The organism is Halorubrum sp. ASP1 (assembly GCF_005435135.1).
Taxonomy (GTDB): Archaea; Halobacteriota; Halobacteria; order Halobacteriales; family Haloferacaceae; genus Halorubrum; species Halorubrum tropicale.
The window spans coordinates 78,759-94,351 of the sequence record NZ_SGUA01000003.1 but is presented as its reverse complement, the minus strand read 5'-3'; the positions used below and the strand labels follow the sequence as shown (position 1 = coordinate 94,351).

Annotated in this window: 16 protein-coding genes; 7 read left to right on the top strand and 9 right to left on the bottom strand. The window is 69.9% G+C overall.

What is annotated here, in order from left to right:
• Positions 1 to 422 precede the first annotated feature (422 nt).
• Positions 423 to 1,562, top strand: coding sequence for an aminopeptidase (locus tag EXE48_RS05390; protein ID WP_137710940.1), 1,140 nt, complete (start codon positions 423 to 425; stop codon positions 1,560 to 1,562).
• A gap of 233 nt (positions 1,563 to 1,795) precedes the next feature.
• Complete coding sequence (locus EXE48_RS05385; RefSeq protein ID WP_137710939.1) at positions 1,796 to 2,542, top strand: archaellin/type IV pilin N-terminal domain-containing protein; 747 nt, start codon at positions 1,796 to 1,798, stop codon at positions 2,540 to 2,542.
• A 339-nt stretch (positions 2,543 to 2,881) separates the two neighbouring features.
• Here the strand turns inward: EXE48_RS05385 and EXE48_RS05380 are convergent, their stop codons facing one another.
• Complete coding sequence (locus tag EXE48_RS05380; RefSeq protein WP_137710938.1) at positions 2,882 to 4,186, bottom strand: O-acetylhomoserine aminocarboxypropyltransferase/cysteine synthase family protein; 1,305 nt, start codon at positions 4,184 to 4,186, stop codon at positions 2,882 to 2,884.
• Between the two features lie 159 nt (positions 4,187 to 4,345).
• Between EXE48_RS05380 and EXE48_RS05375 the strand changes: the two genes are divergently transcribed.
• The gene (locus tag EXE48_RS05375; RefSeq protein ID WP_137710937.1) at positions 4,346 to 5,557 is read left to right on the top strand and encodes an SPFH domain-containing protein; all 1,212 of its coding nucleotides are present in this window, start codon (positions 4,346 to 4,348) and stop codon (positions 5,555 to 5,557) included.
• Positions 5,558 to 5,596: 39 nt separating this feature from the next.
• Here EXE48_RS05375 and EXE48_RS05370 read toward each other — a convergent pair whose 3' ends face one another.
• The 3 genes from EXE48_RS05370 to uvrB form a co-directional block, all read right to left on the bottom strand.
• A complete protein-coding gene (locus EXE48_RS05370) occupies positions 5,597 to 6,187 on the bottom strand; it encodes a hypothetical protein (protein WP_137710936.1) in 591 nt (196 codons plus the stop codon).
• Positions 6,188 to 6,268: 81 nt separating this feature from the next.
• Positions 6,269 to 6,799, bottom strand: coding sequence for a hypothetical protein (locus tag EXE48_RS05365; RefSeq protein WP_137705624.1), 531 nt, complete (start codon positions 6,797 to 6,799; stop codon positions 6,269 to 6,271).
• Positions 6,800 to 6,896: 97 nt separating this feature from the next.
• Complete coding sequence (gene uvrB / locus EXE48_RS05360; RefSeq protein WP_137710935.1) at positions 6,897 to 8,951, bottom strand: excinuclease ABC subunit UvrB; 2,055 nt, start codon at positions 8,949 to 8,951, stop codon at positions 6,897 to 6,899.
• A gap of 115 nt (positions 8,952 to 9,066) precedes the next feature.
• Here uvrB and EXE48_RS05355 point away from each other — a divergent pair, with 115 nt between their 5' ends.
• The 3 genes from EXE48_RS05355 to hisG all read left to right on the top strand — a co-directional run bounded on the left by EXE48_RS05355 (position 9,067) and on the right by hisG (position 11,523).
• A complete protein-coding gene (locus EXE48_RS05355) occupies positions 9,067 to 9,501 on the top strand; it encodes a DUF7979 domain-containing protein (RefSeq protein WP_137710934.1) in 435 nt (144 codons plus the stop codon).
• Between the two features lie 148 nt (positions 9,502 to 9,649).
• On the top strand, positions 9,650 to 10,063 hold the full coding sequence (locus tag EXE48_RS05350) for a hypothetical protein (RefSeq protein WP_137710933.1): 414 nt from the start codon (positions 9,650 to 9,652) through the stop codon (positions 10,061 to 10,063).
• A 569-nt stretch (positions 10,064 to 10,632) separates the two neighbouring features.
• On the top strand, positions 10,633 to 11,523 hold the full coding sequence (gene hisG, locus EXE48_RS05345) for an ATP phosphoribosyltransferase (protein ID WP_137710932.1): 891 nt from the start codon (positions 10,633 to 10,635) through the stop codon (positions 11,521 to 11,523).
• Between the two features lie 15 nt (positions 11,524 to 11,538).
• Here hisG and EXE48_RS05340 read toward each other — a convergent pair whose 3' ends face one another.
• From EXE48_RS05340 to larB, 3 genes are all read right to left on the bottom strand, one after another.
• Positions 11,539 to 11,787 carry a GIY-YIG nuclease family protein gene (locus EXE48_RS05340; RefSeq protein ID WP_053770364.1) on the bottom strand — a complete coding sequence of 83 codons (249 nt, stop codon included), beginning with the start codon at positions 11,785 to 11,787 and terminating at the stop codon, positions 11,539 to 11,541.
• 110 nt (positions 11,788 to 11,897) lie between these two features.
• A complete protein-coding gene (locus tag EXE48_RS18725) occupies positions 11,898 to 12,050 on the bottom strand; it encodes a DUF7563 family protein (RefSeq protein WP_004599353.1) in 153 nt (50 codons plus the stop codon).
• 136 nt (positions 12,051 to 12,186) lie between these two features.
• The gene (gene larB / locus EXE48_RS05335) at positions 12,187 to 12,954 is read right to left on the bottom strand and encodes a nickel pincer cofactor biosynthesis protein LarB (RefSeq protein WP_137710931.1); all 768 of its coding nucleotides are present in this window, start codon (positions 12,952 to 12,954) and stop codon (positions 12,187 to 12,189) included.
• A 303-nt stretch (positions 12,955 to 13,257) separates the two neighbouring features.
• Between larB and EXE48_RS05330 the strand changes: the two genes are divergently transcribed.
• Entirely contained in the window at positions 13,258 to 13,425 is a 168-nt protein-coding gene (locus tag EXE48_RS05330) for a DUF1931 family protein (RefSeq protein ID WP_004047560.1), read from the top strand.
• Positions 13,426 to 13,509: 84 nt separating this feature from the next.
• On the opposite strand, the gene rpiA is transcribed toward EXE48_RS05330, so the two are convergent.
• Together rpiA and EXE48_RS05320 are read right to left on the bottom strand one after the other, a co-directional pair.
• Positions 13,510 to 14,241: a ribose-5-phosphate isomerase RpiA gene (gene rpiA / locus EXE48_RS05325; RefSeq protein WP_137710930.1), complete on the bottom strand. Its 732-nt coding sequence runs from the start codon at positions 14,239 to 14,241 to the stop codon at positions 13,510 to 13,512.
• A 102-nt stretch (positions 14,242 to 14,343) separates the two neighbouring features.
• Positions 14,344 to 15,468, bottom strand: a complete 1,125-nt coding sequence (locus EXE48_RS05320; RefSeq protein ID WP_053770361.1) for an ORC1-type DNA replication protein — start codon at positions 15,466 to 15,468, stop codon at positions 14,344 to 14,346.
• Positions 15,469 to 15,593 lie beyond the last annotated feature (125 nt).

Here is a 15,593-nt window from a genome sequence, read left to right as displayed (position 1 = left end):
ACGAGGCTGGGGAGGCGTGAGGCTGCGGTTGCGGTGCGGGGTGGGACTCAAAGGGGCAGTCGCGAGGGCGAAGCACGGCGACGTAAGCACTGGAACGAGGGAGCGAAGCGACCGAGTGAAGCGCGTGGTTCGAAACGGCGAAGCCGTTTCGTCATCGCCGGAAATCTCCGATTTCCGGCTAGCAGTCAGAACGCTCCGCGTTCTGACGACATCACGAGACGCCGGAGGCGTCTCGAGCGACAGCGAGCCGCGCGAGCCCTCGCGGCTGGGGCTTTGCCGGTGTTCACCGCTAGTCTCCGGTCGAGTGTTTATAAACCACCAACTGAGCGGATAGCGGGACCCGTTCCCGATACGGCGTCGACCGCTTATGAATACTCTCCGTCCCGGCACCGATTTACCGCTCCCCCGCAAGACGAGTACTCATGCACGAACGCGTACGCGAGCACGCCGCGGTGCTCGTCGACTGGAGCGCGCGGGTGGAGGCCGGCGACGACGTCGTCGTCAGCGTCGCGGAGGACGCCCACGAGCTGGGCGTGGCGGTCGCCGAAGCCCTCGGCGAGCGCGGGGCGAACGTCACGATGCTGTACGGCTCCGACGAACTCTCCCGCGCCTATTTAAAAGGCGTCGAGGCCGGAACCGACGGCGACGTCGAGGCCGGCGACTTCGATTCGGACCCCGCCGTCGACCGCGCGATCTTCGAGGCCGCCGACGCCTACCTCCGGATCGGGGGCGGGCGCAACACCACCGCGTCCGCGGACGTGGGCCGGAAGACCCGGCAGGCGTACGCGACGGCCCGCAAGGGCGTCCGCGAGGCGCGGATGGACACCGACTGGGTGTCGACGGTCCACCCGACTCGCTCCCTCGCCCAGCAGGCGGGGATGGCCTACGAGGAGTATCAGGACTTCGTGTACGACGCCGTCCTCCGCGACTGGGAGTCGCTCGCCGAGGAGATGGCGCAGATGAAAGACGTGCTCGACGCGGGCGACGAGGTCCGGATCGTCACCGAGCGCGACGGCGCGCCCGACACCGACATGACGATGTCGATCGCGGGCCGCACGGCGGTCAACTCCGCGGCCTCCGTCGCGTACGACTCCCACAACCTCCCCTCGGGCGAGGTGTTCACGGCGCCGGACGACACCGAGGGCGAGGTCTTCTTCGACGTGCCGATGACCATCGACGCGACGCGCGTCCGGAACGTTCACCTCGCGTTCGAGGGCGGCGAGGTCGTCGACTTCTCGGCCGAGGCGGGCGAGGACGCGCTCGCGGACATCCTCGCCACCGACCCGGGCGCCCGGCGGCTGGGCGAGCTGGGCATCGGGATGAACCGCGGCATCGACCGGTTCACCGACTCGATCCTCTTCGACGAGAAGATGGGCGACACCGTCCACCTCGCGGTCGGCCGCGCCTACGACGCCTGTCTCCCCGAAGACGAGTCCGGGAACGACAGCGCGGTCCACGTCGACATGATCGCCGACGTGAGCGCCGACTCGCGCATGGAGGTCGACGGCGAGGTCGTCCAGCGGAACGGGACGTTCCGGTGGGAAGACGGGTTCGAGGAGTAGGCCGGAAGGACGGTCGCTCCGTGAGAGGCCGCCGGCGCCGTCGAAATCCGCAACTAGTGGCACGTTCCCATAGGCGCGCTGAATGTAGAGCGCGTATTTCCGGCCCTCAGTTGGCGTGTGACCGGACAGTGATGGCGATATTAGAACTGATACGTGGATCGGAATGTATACCACCGTGACAGACCGTCGTGCTGATATGAGTGGCAGTCAGGTCGCCTGCGCCGAAGTGAGCGATGGACGGTAGCCGTGACCGCGGCGTCACTACCGTCGTTGCCACGATTCTCATGGTTGCGATCGTGGTGATAATCGCTGCGACTATCGGCGTCGCCGTTCTTGACTTCGAGAGCGGGCTCCCGGAACCGCAAGAGCTGCGCGGGTTCAGCGACGCCGAGGTAACGCTCGGTCCCGAACACCGAGCGTGGGGCGGGTGGAACGATGGGAACAGTACCCCACCTCGCGGAGACATTGACGTCGTTCGAGTGCCCTACGTCTCGGGGCCGACCTTCCAGGGCGACGAGATCGGTTCGATACTGGTTCGCTGGGAGGGCAGCGACGGCGAGGGCGGTCAGGTCCGGTTCCTGAACCCGAACCGCTTCGACGCAGACACCAATCAGACGTTTCACGACGACGACGTCGGCGAGTTCTGTACCGGCGATTTCGCCGTCGGTGAAACGCTGACGATCCGGATGGCACACAACCGGTATCAAGCGGGGGGAACCGGGACCGATGTGGAAGATATTGGTGAGCAGTACGTCGAGTCGAACCAGAACGACATCGCTCGCGGCGGCGACGAGCCCTTCTTCCGGGTCGAAAACAGGTATCCGGTCTATTTCAGCGGTGACCGCCCGATGGAGCCGGGAGACTCGGTCGAGATCCTCTTCATCGGCGTCAACGACGAACAGCCCATCGCCAAAACGACCGCAGTCGCAACCGCGGCGACTGGCGAACCCACGGAGCGGGACAAGCCGGCGTGTCCCTGAAACTCGTCGACCGTCGCGGAACCACGCACATATTGCCACGGGGTCGACACTGGCCCGGAGGTGATGTCTTCCCCATGATATACGACGCGGCTTCCCGGCTCGCAGGCGGTGTATTCGCTGGTCCACGACGCTACTTGTCCTCTTGTTCGGAAGATCCAGATTTCGCGGTCGAACAGGGTATCGGACGATACAGAGGGTACGCTCTATCGGTTGATACAGCGGTCAAACAAAGATATCGCAGCCCTCGTGCTGACTGTATCCCTTGTATCTCGCACGCAGATCGTGTCAGTCCGAAAGCGTAGTAACGGAGCCACCCAGTCGGAGGCAGGCGGACCGCGGTTACGCCGTCGCCGCCTCGATGGCGGCCTCCAAGTCGGCGACGATGTCCGCGGGGTCCTCGATGCCGACCGACAGGCGCACCATGTCGGCGGTGACGCCGGCGGCCTCCTGTTCTTCCTCGGTCAGCTGCTGGTGCGTGGTCGACGCCGGGTGGATGACGAGCGTCTTGGCGTCGCCGACGTTCGCGACCAGCGAGGCGAGGTCCGCCTCCTCGACGGTCGCGCGCGCCGCCTCGTAGCCCGCCTCCAGCCCGAAGGTGAGCATCCCGCCGTACCCCCCGTCGAGGTACTCCGTCGCCTCCTCGTGGGTCTCGTGGTCCTCCAGGCCGGGGTAGTTCACCCACGCGACCTCGCCGTGGTCCGCGAGGTACTCGGCGACGATCCCGGCGTTCTCGCAGTGACGGTCCATCCGCAGCGGGAGCGACTCGGTCTGCTGGAGCGTGTTCCAGGCGTCGAACGGCGACTGCTGGTCGCCCAGGTCGCGCAGGCCGCGGGTGATCGCGGCGAAGGTGAAGGCGGCGTCACCGAACCGCTCGGCGAAGTTGATCCCGTGGTACGCGGGGTTGTCCTGCGCGATCTCCGGGTACTTCTCGGCGTGATCGGCCCACGGGAACGAGCCGCCGTCGACGACGACCCCGCCCACGGTGGTGCCGTTGCCGGTGAGCCACTTCGTCGTCGACTCCCAGACGAGGTCGGCGCCGTGATCGAGCGGCCGGCAGAGGTACGGCGTCGCGAACGTGTTGTCGACGAACAGCGGGGCGCCGTGCTCGTGGGCGATGTCCGCGATCCGCTGGATGTCCGGGGTGACGAGGGCGGGGTTGCCGATCGTTTCGATGTGGACGTAGGCGGTGTCCTCGTCGATGGCCTCGGCGTACCCCTCGTAGTCGAGCGGGTCGACGAACCGCGTCGAGACGCCGCGGCGCTCGACCGAGTGGGTGAGGTAGGTGTACGTGCCGCCGTACAGCGCCGACGAGGAGACGATGTTGTCGCCCGCCGAGGCGAGCAGGAACGTCGTCACGTCCAGCGCGGCCATGCCCGAGGCGGTCGCGACCGCGCCGACGCCGCCCTCCAGCGAGGCGATCCGTTCTTCGAGGGCGGCGTTGGTCGGGTTCATCAGCCGGGAATAGACGTTGCCGGCCTCTTCGAGGGCGAAGAGGTCCGCCGCGTGGTCGGCGTCGTCGAACTGGTAGGCGGTCGTCTGGTAGATGGGCGTCGCGCGGGCGCCGGTCACCGGGTCCGGGTCCTCGCCGGCGTGGACGCTTCGCGTGCTGAATTTGGGGCCGTCTGTCTCCTCGTCGGATGGCATGCTATCAGGTTCGGCCGCCGCCCAATTAAAGCCGGCCGGCCCGTGCCGACCTTTCCGGTATCTCGGAGTCCGACGCCGCGGGGGAGAATCGACGGGCGCGACGCGGATCGGGCGCGGGCTCGTGCGAACCGTTAACAGCGTCCGGCCGTAACTCCGGGTATGGGAACACAAGGTCCGCGCGGCGAGTCTCCCGAGCTGGAGGACCTGCTGGCGGAGGTCCCGGACGGGGTCTGGCAGTACCTCGCGCTCGGCGTCGCCCTCCTCGTCGGGGTCGCCCTCCTCGGGCAGAGCCTCGTCTTCGGCGTCGCGGCGCTCGCGGTGCTTCTGGCGGCCGTCACGGTCGTCAGCGCCGTCGAGATCGTCGACGCCTACGACAAGGAGGCGCTCACCGTCTTCGGCGAGTACCGCAAGCTGCTGGAGCCGGGCGTTCACATCATCCCGCCGTTCGTCTCCCGGACGTACGCGTTCGACATGCGGACGCAGACGATCGACGTGCCGAGCCAGTCGGCGATCACGCGCGACAACTCGCCGGTGACCGCCGACGCCGTCGTTTACATCAAGGTGATGGACGCGAAGAAGGCGTTCTTAGAGGTCGACGACTACAAGAACGCCGTCTCGAACCTCGCGCAGACCACGCTCCGCGCCGTCATCGGCGACATGGAGCTCGACGACACGCTCTCGCAGCGGGAGCTCATCAACGACCGGATCAACGAGGAGCTGGACGAGCCCACCGACGAGTGGGGGATCCGCGTCGAGGCCGTCGAGGTCCGCGAGGTGAGCCCGTCGCAGGAGGTCCAGCGCGCGATGGAACAGCAGACGGGCGCCGAGCGCCGCCGCCGCGCGATGATCCTCGAAGCGCAGGGGGAACGCCGCTCCGCCGTCGAGCAGGCGGAGGGTGACAAGCAGTCGAACATCATCCGCGCACAGGGCGAAAAGCAGTCCCAGATCCTCGAAGCGCAGGGGGACGCCATCTCGACCGTGCTGCGGGCGCGGTCCGCCGAGTCGATGGGCGAGCGCGCCATCATCGAGCGCGGCATGGAGACGCTCGAAGAGATCGGGAAAGGCGAGTCCACCACGTTCGTCCTCCCGCAGGAGCTCACCAGCCTCGTCGGCCGCTACGGCAAGGCCCTCTCCGGCTCCGACGTTCAGCAGATGGAGGGGCTTGAAGGCAAGGAGTTCGACGCGGAGACGGAGCAGATGCTCGGCTTGGAGGACATCGAGTCCGCGTTGGAGGAACTCGACAGCTACTCCGACGAGAACCTCTCGGCGAGCCGCGACGGCGAGGAGATCCCGGACGCCGAGGTGGAGGAGTTCGAGGTCGACGAGGCCGACATCGACCTCGAAACGGAGAGCGAGCGCCCGAGCGATTAGGCCGAGAGCGGGGTCGCGGCCGCGCGACGACGCGCGTTCTCAGGGCCGCCAGCGCTCGGGGTCGACCGCCCAGAGCAGGCCGACGGCGACCGCACCGCCGAGGCCGCCGGTGGCCAGCGAGACGGGGTCAGAGGCCCCGGCCGCGAGCGCCGCGAGCAGCAGGACCGCGCCGGCGAGGAGCGCGGCCGTGTCCTCGGTCGTCGTCGCGCGGATCACCGGTGCCACGGCGCCCCCGGCGACGACGCCGGTCGCGACGGTGCCGGGTGCCCCGGCGACGGCGGCAGCGAGCGCGTCGGCCTCGACGAGCGCCGGGAGGATCGCCGCGGGCGCGGCGGCGACGCCGGCGACGAGCGCGAACGCGGCGACGCCGCCGAGCGCCGGCGCGAGGAGGGCCGCGCGCGCCGACAGGTCGGCGCTCGCGAGCGCGGCCGCGCCGCCGATCAGGAGCACCGCTCCGACAGCGAGGAGCGGCGGCGTGGCGAGGAACGAGTACGGGGTCGGAGCGATGAGCGACACGGAGTCGGTCGCCGATTCGGGCGGGACCGTGGGCGCGAGAGAGACCGTCGCCGCGAACACGGCCAGCGACGCGACGAGGAGGGCCGAGCCGAGGAGCCGACTGCGGAGTGACATGGTCGGGGAGAGACGTTCCGGCCACAAAACGATCGCGGGACGGAGGCGCGGTCGGTGGGGAAGGCGAGGCGATCCCGACCGTCAGATCGTGATCCCGGCGCGGCCGTCCCCGATGACGACGATCGCCCGCTCCGGCGGGCCGCGCTCGTCCGAGAGCCGCAACAGGAGCGTCTTGACCACCGGGTCGTCGGTCTCGACCTCGCCGCGGACGCCGCTCTGATCGACCGCGATCCGGAGCGAGTGGTCGCCCGTCCGGCTGATCCCGCCGAGCCGGAGCTTGACCTCGGGCGCCGTGAGCCGCTGGGCGATCACCAGCACCGCGTCGCCGCCGTCGTCGACGAAGTCGGTGCGCTCGACGAACTCGCGGGACTCGGTCGCGTCGGGCGTGAGCGCGCCGCGGGCCGCGGCGGCGGAGCGGAAGGAGGCCGCGTGCGTCACCAGCTCCTCGGGGCGGTCAAGGACGCTCTGGCCGTCGACCAACGGGTTCCCGTCGATGAACCGGCTCCGCACGCCGAGGTCGCGGGGGGTGGAGGCGGCGACGTCGTGGAGGCGGTCGACGCACCCGGCGGTGGCGACGGCGAACGTTCCGGCGACCACCGCGCGACGGTACACGATCGCGAGTGTGACACACCGGGGTAAAAACCCCGCCGTCGTAGTGACGCGGACTGAGAATCGGAGCGGCGGTCCGCGGTCGGCGGGCCGCGACCCGCTATTCGTCCATCGCGGGCGCCGGGACGCCCTCGTCGCCCGCGTCGACTTCGAAGGCGCGCCGCAGCTCCGCGATCCGGTCGCGGATGTCCGCCGCCAGCTCGAACTCCAGGTTGCTCGCGGCCTCGTCCATGCGGTCTTCGAGCGCCTCGATCTGCGCTTTCGCCTCGTCTTCGCTCTCCACGTCGCCGACGCTGACGTTCGAGGTGTCCGTCTTCGAGCCGGGGAGGTTCGTCTCGCTGACCGGCTTGTCGATGGTGGTCGCCTCGTAGCCGTGCTCGGCGTTGTACTCCAGTTGGATCTCGCGGCGGCGCTGGGTCTCGTCGATCGCTTCCTGCATCGAGTCGGTGGTCTCGTCGGCGTAGAGGACGACCTCGCCGTTGACGTTGCGGGCGGCCCGTCCCATCGTCTGGACGAGGGTGGTGGTGGAGCGCAGGAACCCCTCCTGGTCGGCGTCGAGGATGGCGACGAGGCTCACCTCCGGGATGTCGAGCCCCTCGCGCAGCAGGTTGATCCCGACGAGCACGTCGATGTTGCCCAGGCGGAGGTCGCGGATGATCTCGTGGCGTTCGAGGGTGTCCGTCTCGTCGTGCATGTACGCCACGTCGACGCCGGCCTCCTCGAGGTACTCCGTGAGGTCCTCGGCCATCCGCTTGGTGAGCGTGGTGACGAGGACGCGCTCGTCGCGCTCGATCCGGTCGTCGACGCGCTCCAAGAGGTCGTCGACCTGCCCCGTCGCGTCGGTCACCTCCACCTTCGGGTCGACGAGGTGCGTCGGGCGGACGATCTGCTCGACGATCCGGTCGGAGGTCTCGCGCTCGTAGTCGCCGGGCGTCGCCGAGACGTAGAGGGTGCGGTCCGTCTTCTCCTCGAACTCCTCGAACGTCAGGGGGCGGTTGTCGTAGGCGGTCGGGAGCCGGAACCCGTTCTCGACCAGCGAGTCCTTCCGCGACTTGTCGCCCTCGTACTGCCCTTTGATCTGGGGGATCGTCTGGTGGGACTCGTCGACGACCGTGAGGAAGTCGTCGGGGAAGTAATCGAGCAGGGTGTAGGGGGCGTCGCCCGACTCGCGGTCGTCCATGTGGACCGAGTAGTTCTCGATCCCCGAGCAGTAGCCCGCCTCGCGAAGCATCTCGATGTCGAAGGTGGTTCGCTCCTCGATGCGCTGGGCCGCCACGAGGTCGCCCTGCCGCTCGAAGTAGCTGACCCGCTTCTCCATCAGGTCCTCGATCTCGGCGATCGCCTGTTCCAGCTTGTCGTCCGGGATCGAGTAGTGCTCCGCCGGGTGGAGCATCACCGCCGGCTCCTCGCTCACGACCTCGCCGTGCATCGGGTCGACCTTGATCATCCGGTCGATCTCGTCGCCCCACAGCTCCACCCTGACGGCGTACCGGCCGTACATCGGGTAGATCTCGACTGTGTCGCCGCGCACGCGGAACGTGCCCTGCGTGAAGTCCACGTCGTTGCGCTCGTAGTTCAGGTCGACGAGCCGGGTGAGCAGCTCCTCGCGGCCGATCCGCTCGCCGACCTCCAAGCGCAGCGCCATGTCGCGGTAGTTCTGGGGGTCCCCGAGCCCGTAGATGGCCGAGACGGAGGCGACGACGATCACGTCGTCGCGGGTCAAAAGGGAGCGCGTCGCGGAGTGGCGGAGGCGGTCGATCTCCTCGTTGATCGACATCTCCTTGTCGATGAACGTGTCCGTCTGCTCGACGTACGCCTCCGGCTGGTAGTAGTCGTAGTAGGAGACGAAGTACTCGACGGCGTTGTCCGGGAACAGCTCGCGGAACTCCTCGTACAGCTGGGCCGCGAGCGTCTTGTTGTGGGCCAAGACGAGCGTCGGCTGGTCGAGCTCCTCGGCGACCCACGAGACGGTGTTCGTCTTCCCGGACCCCGTCACGCCGAGGAGCGTCTGCTTCTCGGCGCCCGACTCGAACCCCTCGACCAGCCCCTCGATGGCCTCGGGCTGGTCGCCCGCGGGCTCGAACGGGGCGTCGACACGGAGGGGGCGGTCGACGGTCGGGCGGTCCTCCGAGAGGGGGGAGTCGGCGTCGCTCACGATACGCGTCGTTGGGCGGCGATACACTTGAGCGGCGCGCTCAGGCGGCCGGTCCGCGGCAGGTTCGTCGCGTTTCGGTGGAAAGCACTTACGGCTTCCGTGCGAACTCGGGGCCGTGAAACGAAGGTCCCTCCTCGCCTGTGCGCTGCCCGCGGCCATCGCGGGCTGTGCCGGTGACGCGCTGCTCGGTAGAGACGAGGAACCGGGCGGTGGCGAAAGCGAGTCCGGCGGTGGAAGCGACGGGTCCGACGGCGAGGGCAACGAGACGAGTGATAGCGGAGGCGACGGCGTGGAGGTGGGGTACACGGTCGGCGTCGAAGCGCCGGTGTCGGACCCGGGCGACAGTGTGGTCTGCGAGTTCGAGTCGCTCCCGGACGCGGCACGGGAGGAGTTCGAGGCCGCGATCGAGGGGGTCGACTTCGAGACCGACGACCGCGGGTATTACTCGTCGGAGAACTCCCCGGCGCTGTTGAACACGGACTGTTACAACGCCTACATCGCGTACGAGGACGAGTACTACTGGGTCAGCGTCGACGCCGTGGGCGGGTGAGTTCCCTCGTAGCGGTGCGATCGGCTCGAATCCTCTCTCAGCCGATTCGAGGCTCGTCCAAGGGTCGGCACCAACGTCGGGCGGGGACAGACGGTTAACCGACTGTTCGGGGACAAGAGCCATCACCGAGCGGTCGGAACGCTGGATCGTGTCCCTCCAACTCACGCCCGTCGTCGCCGTCGGCGTCCTCTGCTTCCTGCTCGTCTGGGTCGCCATCGGCGCGTGGGTCAACTTCGACGCCCACGCTCGCGGAAGCGACCACCCAGGCGTCTGGGGCGTCCTCGCGCCGCTCTCGGGGATCGTACTGTTGTACTACCTGCTGTGGTGGCGCCCCGGACGGGGCCGCCGGTATCCCCCGTCACGGTGGGAGCGAGGGGCGGCCGCCGTCGCAGTCGCCGGTCCCGCGGGGCTGGTCGCCGCGAGCCTCGTCTCGCCGCCCGACCCGGCCTCGCAGTTGACCGTCTGGCCGGTCGCGTTCGCCGGCTGTCTCCCCCTCGCGTACTTGGTGGTCGGAAGGAGGTTCGACGCGACCGGCGGCTCGCCTATGAATAATCGATTGTAGATCGACGGCAGACACCCCAAAGCGCCGGTCGCTCGCTCACAAACGGCCGCTCACGGACCGGCCGCGAACACCTCCAAAGCCCCAGCCGCGGGGGCCGCGTACACTCGCTGTGCTCCTCACTCGGTCACTCACTCCGTTCGCTCCCTCGTTGCGGTGCTTACTTCGTCTACGCGGCCCCCGCGACTGCCCCTTCGAGTCCCGCCCCTCCGGAAGACGGTCCTGCTCGCTCACTCCGTTCGCTGCGCGGGCTGCGACTTCCGTGCTCCCGCGCGCTGCGCTCGCGGGAACGCACAGCCCCGCACCTCACGCCTCCCCAGCCTCGTCACCGGACTACGTCCGGTTTCAAGCGAGAGCTTCGCTCTCGCCCTGTCGCTCACTTCGTTCTCCAGTGAGGGACCGAAGGTCCCTCTGGCAGCCGGGCGGAGCCCGACGACCTCGCGCGTGCTCCTCGCGCCCTCAGGGCGCTCGGAGGCACGCGCCACGGCGTTTGTTTGTAAACAGTCCCGCGTCGACACCCGCCTCGCGCTCCGGACGAAAACGTTTCCCCCTGTCCCCGCGAGGCGTGGCGTATGCGCATCGCCGTCCCCAACAAGGGCCGCCTACACGAGCCGACGCTCTCGCTGTTGGAGCGCGCCGGGCTCCACGTCGAGGAGACCGCCGACCGCCAGCTGTACGCCGACACCGTCGACGAGGACGTGACGGTGCTGTTCGCGCGGGCGGCCGATATCCCGGAGTACGTCCGGGACGGCGCCGCCGACCTCGGCGTCACCGGCCTCGACCAGGCGGCCGAGTCGGGCGGCGTCGTCGGCTCCGCGGACGAGGCGGCCGACGGCGACCTCGTCGACCTGCTCGACCTGGGCTACGGCTCCTGTCGGCTCGTCCTCGCGGCGCCGGAGGACGGCGACGTGGCGGCCGTCGAGGACATTGCCGGACGGACGGTCGCCACCGAGTTCCCGAGCGTCACGGAGGCGTACCTCGACCGCGTGGGCGTCGACGCCGACGTGGTCACCGTGACGGGCGCGACCGAACTCACGCCGCACGTCGACATGGCCGACGCCATCGTCGACATCACCTCGACGGGGACGACGCTGAAGGTGAACCGCTTGGCCGTGATCGACGACGTGCTCGACTCCTCGGTGCGGCTGTTCGCCCGCCCGGACGTGGTCGACGGCCCGAAAGTCGAGCAGGTGCTGACCGCCTTCGAGTCGGTCCTCGCGGCGGACGGCCGCCGCTACCTGATGATGAACGCCCCGAAGGCGCGGCTCGACGAGGTGAAGGACGTGATCCCCGGGCTCGGAGGGCCGACCGTGATGGACGTCGAGGCCGACGAGAACGGCAACGGGATGGTCGCGGTCCACGCCGTCGTCGACGAGCGCGACGTGTTCGAGACCATCTCGGAGCTGCGCTCGGTGGGCGCGACCGGCATCCTCGTCACGGAGATCGAACGGCTCGTGGAGTGAGGCCGGGACGGGGCCCTACTCGTCGTCGATCAGCCGCTCCTTCTCGGCGCGCGACAGCGACTTGACGGCGTGCTCCCGCGACATCGCCGCCGACCGCGAGTCGAACGACTCGACGTGACGCAGCGTTACGGGGGTCCGACCGCGGGTGTACTTCGCGCCCTCTCCGGCGTCGTGTTCGGCGACGCGGCGCTCGACGTCGGTCGTGTACCCGGTGTAGAGGGTGCCGTCGGCGCACTCGATCACGTACACGTAGTGGTCGGCCACGAACGGCCGTGCGAGCGCGAGCGCAAAGTGAGTAGGGATGTGCCCGGCGGGGGGACCCGGACGGAGCCGCCGCTCCCCGTGCGCTCGGTCTCACACCGGCGGTTCGGCGGTCAGTCCCCGGTTCGCGTCCGCTCGCGAGACACCTCGGCGATGCCCGCGTTCGCGGAGCACTTCGGGCACGCGTTCAGGTCGCCGTGCTCGTCCGCGAAGACGCGCGCGAAGCGGTCCGAGACGTGCGACCCGCAGTGGTCACAGCGTGGCATGTGATGCCGACGTGCGTCGGCACGATCGATAGGGGCTGGACGAACAAATACCCTTTCTCGGGCCCGTCGACTTCCGGTATTCGCGCGTTTAATGCGAGCCGAGATCCGGGCCGGAGCCCGCGGTCGGCGGGCCCCCCTACTCGGCCCGGGCCGCGTCGACCGCGCGGGCGATCAGGCCGGCCTGCGCGCCGGCGACGAACCCGGCGTCGACGTTGACGGTTGTGAGCACGGAACACGACTGGAGCGCGCACTCGAGCGCCGCGACCCCCTCGCCGCCGACCCCGTAGCCGGTCGAGACCGGGGCGGCGATCACGGGGGCGTCGACGAGACCGGCGACGACGGTCGGGAGGGCGCCCTCGCGGCCGGCCGCGACCACGACGGCGTCGGCCTCGCGGACCCGGTCGACCTGGTCGAGGATCCGGTCGAGGTTGGCGACCCCCACGTCGTCGACCCGGTCGACCGCGGCCCCGACCTCGCGGGCGACGACCGCCGCCTCGCCGGCGACCGCCGCGTCCGCGGTGCCGGCGGCCACGACCGCGACCGCGGCGTCGAGCGACGGCGGCTCGAAGTCGGCCGCGTGGACGACGACGGTGCCCGCGCGGTCGTCGCGGTCGACCGTCGCGTCCGCCTCGACGTCGCCGACCGCCGCCGCGACCGCGGACGCGGCGGCCTCGTCCGCGCGGGTCACGAGCGCCCGGCCGGTGGTGTCGAGCGCCGTGGTCGCCAGCGCGGCGACCTCCGCGGGCGTCTTCCCCTCCGCGAGGATCGCCTCGGGGATCCCGCGCCGCCGCTCGCGGGCGGCGTCGAACCGCCCCGCGTCCGTGGTCGCGTAGCCCGCGAGCCGCGACTCCGCCTCCTCGATCCCGATGTCGCCCGCCTCGAGCGCCGCCAGCGTCTCTCGCATGGACGGTGGTGCGCGGCGGCCCCGGTCGAACCTGTCGGTTCGGGTCCGGCCCGCCGCGCGCCGACTTCGGCCGGGGGCGGAGCGGGCCCCCGGGCGTCACGCGACGGGGGACGCGGCCCGAGCGAGGCCGGACCGACCCGGGGTCAGCGGCGGTTCCGAGCGTCGTCGGAGCGGAGCGCGGACGAGAATCCCACAAGGCTTATAAGCGACTATCCTCGCAACCCCCCGCGAACCGGCGTCACGGCGCCCCTCGCGGGCGAATTCAGGAACTCTTATTAACCATCACCGGGTAGGCCCGATCGCATGGCAGACCTCATTGTCAAAGCGGCCGTCAAGGAAGCCCTGGACGACAAGAACGTCGCTTCGGACTTCTACGACGCGCTGGACGACGAAGTGGACGAGCTGCTCGAAGACGCCGCGCGCCGCGCCGAGGCCAACGACCGGAAGACGGTCCAGCCGCGCGACCTGTAAGGCGGACCCGTTTCCGTTCCACTTTATTTGGACGCCGACCGGCCAGCGGCCGCGCCGTCGCTCGCGTCGCCGCTCGGCGACGGTTCAGACCTCGTCGATCCGGACGCCGGACTCCGTACCGACGTGAACCTCGTCCGCGAGCCCGACGAAGAGCCCGTGCTCGACGACGCCCGGGACCGCCGACAGCGTCGCCGACAGGGCGGCCGGGTCGGCGATCTCGCCGAACGCGCAGTCCGTCACGAGGTTCCCGTTGTCCGTCACGACGGGGCCGTCCTTCCGCTCCGCGCGGCGCAGCGTCGGCTCCCCGCCCGCGTCTCGCACCGCCGCGGCGACCGCGGTCCGCCCCGCTGACAGCACCTCGACCGGCACCGACCGGTCCAGTCGCGGCGACTCCTTCGAGGGGTCGGCGACGACGAGGAAGCGGTCCGCGGCGGCGTCGACGAGCTTCTCGCGGGCGTGGGCCGCGCCGCCCCCCTTGATCAGCGCGCCGCCGGAGAGGGGGTCGTCGCCCGCGGCGCCGGTGGCCACCTGATCGGCGCCGTCGATCGCGACGTCGATCCCCGGGCCCTCGGGCCCGACCGCGTCGGGGAGATCGAGGAGCGGAATCCCCGCCTCGGCCGCGAGTTCGCGGCTCGCGAAGGAGGTGGGGACGCCGCGCACGTCGAGGCCGGCGTCGGCCCGCTCGCCGAGGCGCCGGATGGCGTGCGCCGCGGTCGACCCGGTCCCCAGCCCGACCACGTCCCCGTCGGTCACCGCCTCGGCCGCCGACTCGCCGGCGCGTCGCTTCGCCGCGTCGCTCCCGCCGCTCGTCTTCATGTGGTCGAGTGCGTGCGGCGGCGTTGAAAAGGCGTCGGGGAGGAAGACGGCGGGGCGGAGAGGGCGATACGAGGCGGAGACGGCGGGACGGGGCGGGACCGCTCACTCCAACCGGTCCAGCACCGCCTCCGCGTCGTAGGCGAGGGAGAGCTCGCGAGAGCGGCCGCGGCCGTCGACGTCGGCGTACTCGGCGTCGATCACGCCGAGCTGGTCGAGCTTGTTGATGATCTCCGAGTAGCGGGTGTAGCCGAGGTCGGTCGCGTCGTTGAAGGCGTCGTACACCGCGCCGGCGCGCTCGCCGTCGTGTTCGGCGAGGACGCGGACGAGGTCGCGCTCGGAGTCGGAGAGGCCGCGGAGCGACCGCGAGAGGTGGACGTGCTTCGACTTGTCGTAGGCGTCCTCGACGTCCGCCTCCGAGACCGTCTTCGAGGCGCGCATCTCGGCGTTGAGTCCCGCCCGGCGCAGGAGGTCGATCCCGACACGGAGGTCGCCGCTCTCGGCGGTGAGGTCCGCGACGCGCTCCAGTTCGGCGTCGCCGATGACCCCCTCGTGGAAGCCGCGCTTGGCGCGCTCCGCGAGGATGTCGTAGATCTCGGTCGCGTCGTAGACCGGGAAGTACACCTCCTCGGGGCGGAAGACGGACTGGACCCGGGTGTCGAGGTCGTCGATCACGTCGAGCCCGAGGTCGGAGGAGACGACGATGACGCCGATCTTCGCGCCGGAGTGCGCCTCGTGGGCCCGCAGGAGCGAGTAGAGGGTGTCGGAGGCTTCGTTCTCGTAGAACAGGTAGTTCACGTCGTCTAAGGCGACGACGAGGACCTCGTCCTCCTCGACGAGCCGGTCCGTGATCTGTCCGAACAGCTTCTTGAACGAGATCCCCGAGGAGGGCGGCTCGTACTCGAATATCCCTTCGAACAGCCGGGAGAACACCGCGTAGCGCGTGGAGTCGACCTGGCAGTTGACGCGGACCGTGCGCACCTCGGTACGGGCGCCGAGCTCGCCGAACAGCTTCTGGACCGCGGTGGTCTTGCCGGTCCCGGGCGGGCCGCGGACCATCGTGTTGAGGGGGCGGGAGCCGCGGACCGCGGGGCGGAGCGCGTACTTCAGGTTCTCCAGCTGGCTCTCCCGGTGGCGGAACGTCTCGGGGACGTGGTCGATCTCGAACACCGACTCGTCGCGGAACACGGACTCGTCCCACGAGAGCATGTCCCCGGCGTCCCCGGTCATGCGAGTACCACGAGAGGCCGCGCACTTAACCGTTGCCCGGCGCCGGGGCGAAACTGAAACTTGTCGCGCGAGCCCCGGAGAGAATCGATTCCGCCGATCGGTCGTTCACTCTCGGTCCGGCGGGA